Annotated in this window: 6 protein-coding genes; all 6 read left to right on the top strand. The window is 61.1% G+C overall.

All coding sequences use genetic code 11. From position 1 onward, the window contains the following. Positions 1-927: elongation factor Tu (gene tuf / locus ACESL8_RS09405; protein WP_372918140.1), on the top strand; the 927-nt coding region annotated here is incomplete at its 5' end. A 190-nt stretch (positions 928-1,117) separates the two neighbouring features. Continuing rightward, positions 1,118-1,432, top strand: a complete 315-nt coding sequence (rpsJ, locus tag ACESL8_RS09400; protein WP_017666958.1) for a 30S ribosomal protein S10 — start codon at positions 1,118-1,120, stop codon at positions 1,430-1,432. A gap of 105 nt (positions 1,433-1,537) precedes the next feature. Then, on the top strand, positions 1,538-2,284 hold the full coding sequence (gene rplC, locus ACESL8_RS09395; protein ID WP_372918142.1) for a 50S ribosomal protein L3: 747 nt from the start codon (positions 1,538-1,540) through the stop codon (positions 2,282-2,284). A 2-nt stretch (positions 2,285-2,286) separates the two neighbouring features. Next, positions 2,287-2,910 (top strand): 50S ribosomal protein L4, encoded by a 624-nt coding sequence (gene rplD, locus ACESL8_RS09390; RefSeq protein ID WP_372918138.1) that lies wholly within the window; start codon positions 2,287-2,289, stop codon positions 2,908-2,910. After that, the gene (locus tag ACESL8_RS09385) at positions 2,903-3,202 is read left to right on the top strand and encodes a 50S ribosomal protein L23 (protein WP_372918136.1); all 300 of its coding nucleotides are present in this window, start codon (positions 2,903-2,905) and stop codon (positions 3,200-3,202) included. Before rplD ends, ACESL8_RS09385 begins: the two co-directional genes overlap by 8 nt. A 17-nt stretch (positions 3,203-3,219) precedes the next feature. Beyond that, positions 3,220-4,035, top strand: an 816-nt coding sequence (rplB, locus tag ACESL8_RS09380; protein WP_372918134.1) for a 50S ribosomal protein L2, incomplete at its 3' end; no start/stop codon positions are given.

Raw genomic sequence — 4,035 nt, 5'->3', positions numbered from 1 at the left:
GTGAAGAACATGATCACCGGTGCCGCGCAGATGGACGGCGCTATCCTGGTGGTTTCGGCCACCGACGGCCCGATGCCGCAAACCCGTGAGCACATCCTGCTCGCCAAGCAGGTTGGCGTGCCGCAGATGGTCGTGTTCATGAACAAGGTCGATCTGGTTGACGATCCGGAAATCCTCGAACTCGTCGAGCTGGAAATCCGCGAACTGCTGTCCAAGTATGATTTCGACGGTGACAACATCCCGATCATCGCTGGTTCGGCCGTTAAGGCACTGGATGGCACCAACGAAGAAATCGGCCGCGCTGCCGTGCTCAAGCTGATGGCTGCCGTTGACAGTTGGATCCCGCAGCCGGAGCGTCCGCTGGACAAGCCGTTCCTGATGCCTATCGAAGACGTGTTCTCGATCTCGGGCCGCGGCACCGTGGTTACCGGCCGCGTTGAAAGCGGTATCGTCAAGGTGGGTGAAGAAATCGAGATCGTCGGCATCCACGACACCCGCAAGACGGTGTGCACCGGCGTCGAAATGTTCCGCAAGCTGCTCGATCAGGGTCAGGCTGGCGACAATATCGGTGCGCTGCTGCGCGGCGTGGGCCGTGAAGACGTGGAGCGCGGCCAGGTGCTGTGCAAGCCCGGCTCGATCAAGCCGCACACCGAGTTCACCGCCGAGGTGTACGTGCTGTCGAAGGATGAAGGTGGCCGTCACACGCCGTTCTTCGCCAACTATCGCCCACAGTTCTACTTCCGCACCACCGATGTCACTGGCACCGTCGAGTTGCCGGAAGGCACCGAGATGGTGATGCCCGGCGACAACGTGCAGCTGAAGGTCAAGTTGATCGCTCCGATCGCCATGGATCAGGGTCTGCGCTTCGCCATTCGCGAAGGCGGCCGCACTGTTGGTGCCGGCGTGGTTGCATCCATTATCAAGTGAGTGTAAAGGGCCGCTTCCCCTGTGGAGCGGCCCTGATTCGTTGATACGCATTTCGTGCTGCATCAACACCAGTCGGCCTCCGCGGCTTCAAATCGGGGGATGAAATTCCAAGCGGCCGGTGTAACCCCGACCATCCGTCAGGGTCGCGCCGGTTTGCTTTGTTTGAACGCTGTTTTACAAGATTGGTACCATGGACGCTCAGAACATCCGCATTCGCCTGAAGGCTTTTGACCATCGTGTGCTCGATCTGGCCACCGGTGAGATTGCCGACACCGCCAAGCGGACCGGTGCTGCCATCCGTGGTCCGATTCCGCTGCCGACGCGCTTCGAGAAGTTCACTGTGAACCGCTCGCCGCACGTCGACAAAAAGAGCCGTGAACAGTTTGAGGTGCGCACCTACAAGCGTCTCCTTGATATTGTTGATCCCACCCCGCAAACGGTTGACGCGCTGATGAAGCTCGATCTGGCCGCAGGCGTGGACGTGGAAATCAAGCTCGGCAAGTAACCGACCATCCAAATACGCGGAGCGACTTTGGAAGGGTCACGCCCCTCTCCGGCAACGCCGGGGACCTGGAAACGGGAGGGGGCCTCTGATGAAAGGAATTGGATCATGCGCATAGGCGTGATCGCTAAGAAAATGGGAATGACGCGGATTTTCCGCGATGATGGCCGGCACGTTCCGGTCACCGTTCTCGCACTCGAAAACAACCAGGTCGTGGCGGTGAAGACCGACGAGACCGATGGTTACAACGCCGTGCAGCTTGGCGCCGGCACCAAGAAAGCCAAGAATACCACGAAGCCAGAACGCGGTCATTTCGGCAAGGCCGAAGTGGAGCCCAAGGCCAAGGTAGCGGAATTCCGTGTGGCGGCTGATGCCCTGCTGGAGCCGGGCGCCACGATTGCTGCTGATCACTTCATTCCCGGCCAGATGGTTGATGTCACAGGCATTAGCCAGGGCAAGGGTTTTGCCGGGGTCATGAAGCGCTGGAATTTCGGCGGTCTGCGTGCCACGCACGGCGTGTCGGTGTCGCACCGTTCGCACGGCTCGACCGGGCAGCGTCAGGATCCGGGCAAGGTCTTCAAGGGCAAGAAGATGGCCGGCCACATGGGCGCCCGTCAGCGGACTCAGCAAAACCTTGAAATCGTGTCGACTGATGTGGAGCGCGGTCTGATCTTCGTGATGGGCTCGGTGCCCGGCTCGAAGGGTGGCTGGTTGCTCATCAAGGACGCGGTCAAGTTGCCGCGCAATGGCGATGCGCCTTACCCGGCTGCCCTGAAGGCAGTCGCCAACGACGCCGTGGTTGTGGATGTGGCTGAAGCCGCTCCCGCCGCCGGCGACGAAAACACGGAGGCCTGATCATGAAGATTCAGGTGAAGACCCTGACCGCGGCTGATGCCGGCGAGCTGGAACTGTCGGACGCTGTGTTCGGCAAGGAGCCACGCCTCGACATCTTGCACCGTGTTGTTACCTGGCAGCTGGAAAAGCGTCGCGGCACCGCCCGCAAGGCGCGTGAACGCAGCGAAGTCGCACGGACGGGGAAAAAGCTGGGCAACCAGAAGGGCGGCGGCAAGGCTCGTCACGGTAACCGCGCAGCGCCGCAGTTCATCGGCGGCGGCAAGGCCCATGGTCCGCGCAAGCGTGATTTCGATCCGTCGCTGAACAAGAAGATCCGTCGTCTTGGTCTGGCCACCGCGCTGTCGGTGAAAGCCCAGGAAGGCAAGCTGATCGTGGTTGACGACCTTAATCTCGGCGACGCCAAGACTAAGGCCTTCATCGCCTCGATGACCGCGCTGGGCATTACGTCCGGGTTGTTCATCGACGGCGCTGCGGTCGACGTTGGCTTTGCCCGCGCTTCGGCGAACGTGCCGCACATCGATGTGCTGCCAGCGATTGGCGCCAACGTTTATGACATCCTCAAACACGACACGCTGGTGCTGACCCGCGCTGCTGTTTTGGCATTGGAGGCCCGGGTCAATGGCTAACATCGATCTCAAGCACTACGACGTGGTCGTGAAGCCGGTGATTACCGAGAAATCGACTTTGGTGTCAGAGTATAACCAGGTCGTCTTCCAGGTTGCCAAGGATTCCACCAAGCCGCAGATCAAGGCTGCAATCGAAGCGCTGTACGGCGTCAAGGTGCTGGCCGTGAACACGATGATCGCCAAGGGCAAGACCAAGCGTTGGAAGGGGCAGGAATACCGCCGCTCCGACGTGAAGAAGGCCGTGGTGACGGTTGCCGATGGCGACCGCATCGACGTTACCACCAGTATCTGAGGGCAGGGACGGGAACCATGGCACTCAAGAAATTCAATCCAACCAGCCCCGGCCAACGCGGCCTGGTGTTGATCGATCGCTCGGCCTTGTTCAAGGGCCGGCCGGTCAAGATGCTCACCGAAGGTCTGAAGAAGACCGGCGGCCGCAACAACAAAGGCCACGCCACGGCGCGCGGCATTGGTGGCGGTCACAAGCGGTTGTACCGCGTGGTCGACTTCAAACGTCGCCTGTGGGACGTCGCTGCCACCGTCGAACGTCTGGAATACGACCCTAACCGGTCGGCCTTCATCGCTTTGGTGAAATATGCCGACAAGGACGGGACCGTTGCCTACATCATCGCACCGCAGCGCCTGAATATTGGCGACAGCGTCATTGCCGGCAAAAAAGTCGACGTGAAGCCGGGCAATGCGATGGAAATCGGCCAGATGCCCGTGGGCACCATAGTCCACAACGTCGAGCTGAAGCCCGGCAAGGGCGGCCAGATGGCCCGCGCCGCCGGCACCTTCGTGCAGGTTGTTGGCCGCGACAAGGGCATGGTCATCATCCGCCTGAACTCGGGTGAGCAGCGTTATGTCCGTGCCGAGTGCATGGCCACCGTTGGCGCTGTGTCCAACCCGGACAACAGCAACCAGAACCTCGGCAAGGCTGGCCGCAATCGCTGGTTGGGCTATCGTCCGCTGACGCGCGGCGTGGCCAAGAACCCGGTCGATCACCCGCACGGCGGCGGCGAAGGCCGCACCTCGGGCGGTCGCCATCCGGTTACCCCGTGGGGCAAGCCGACCAAGGGTGCCAAGACTCGTTCGAACAAGGCGACGGATTACATGATCATCCGT

Source organism: Sandarakinorhabdus sp., from assembly GCF_041689835.1.
Classification (GTDB): domain Bacteria; phylum Pseudomonadota; class Alphaproteobacteria; order Sphingomonadales; family Sphingomonadaceae; genus Sandarakinorhabdus.
This window is presented reverse-complemented; position numbering and strand designations above follow the sequence as displayed.

Bases quoted from the DNA above. Each gene is read 5' to 3' on its own strand.
- rpsJ (WP_017666958.1), top strand. From the start codon at position 1,118: ATGGACGCTCAGAACATCCGCATTCGCCTGAAGGCTTTTGACCATCGT.
- rplC (WP_372918142.1), top strand. From the start codon at position 1,538: ATGCGCATAGGCGTGATCGCTAAGAAAATGGGAATGACGCGGATTTTC.
- rplD (WP_372918138.1), top strand. From the start codon at position 2,287: ATGAAGATTCAGGTGAAGACCCTGACCGCGGCTGATGCCGGCGAGCTG.
- ACESL8_RS09385 (WP_372918136.1), top strand. From the start codon at position 2,903: ATGGCTAACATCGATCTCAAGCACTACGACGTGGTCGTGAAGCCGGTG.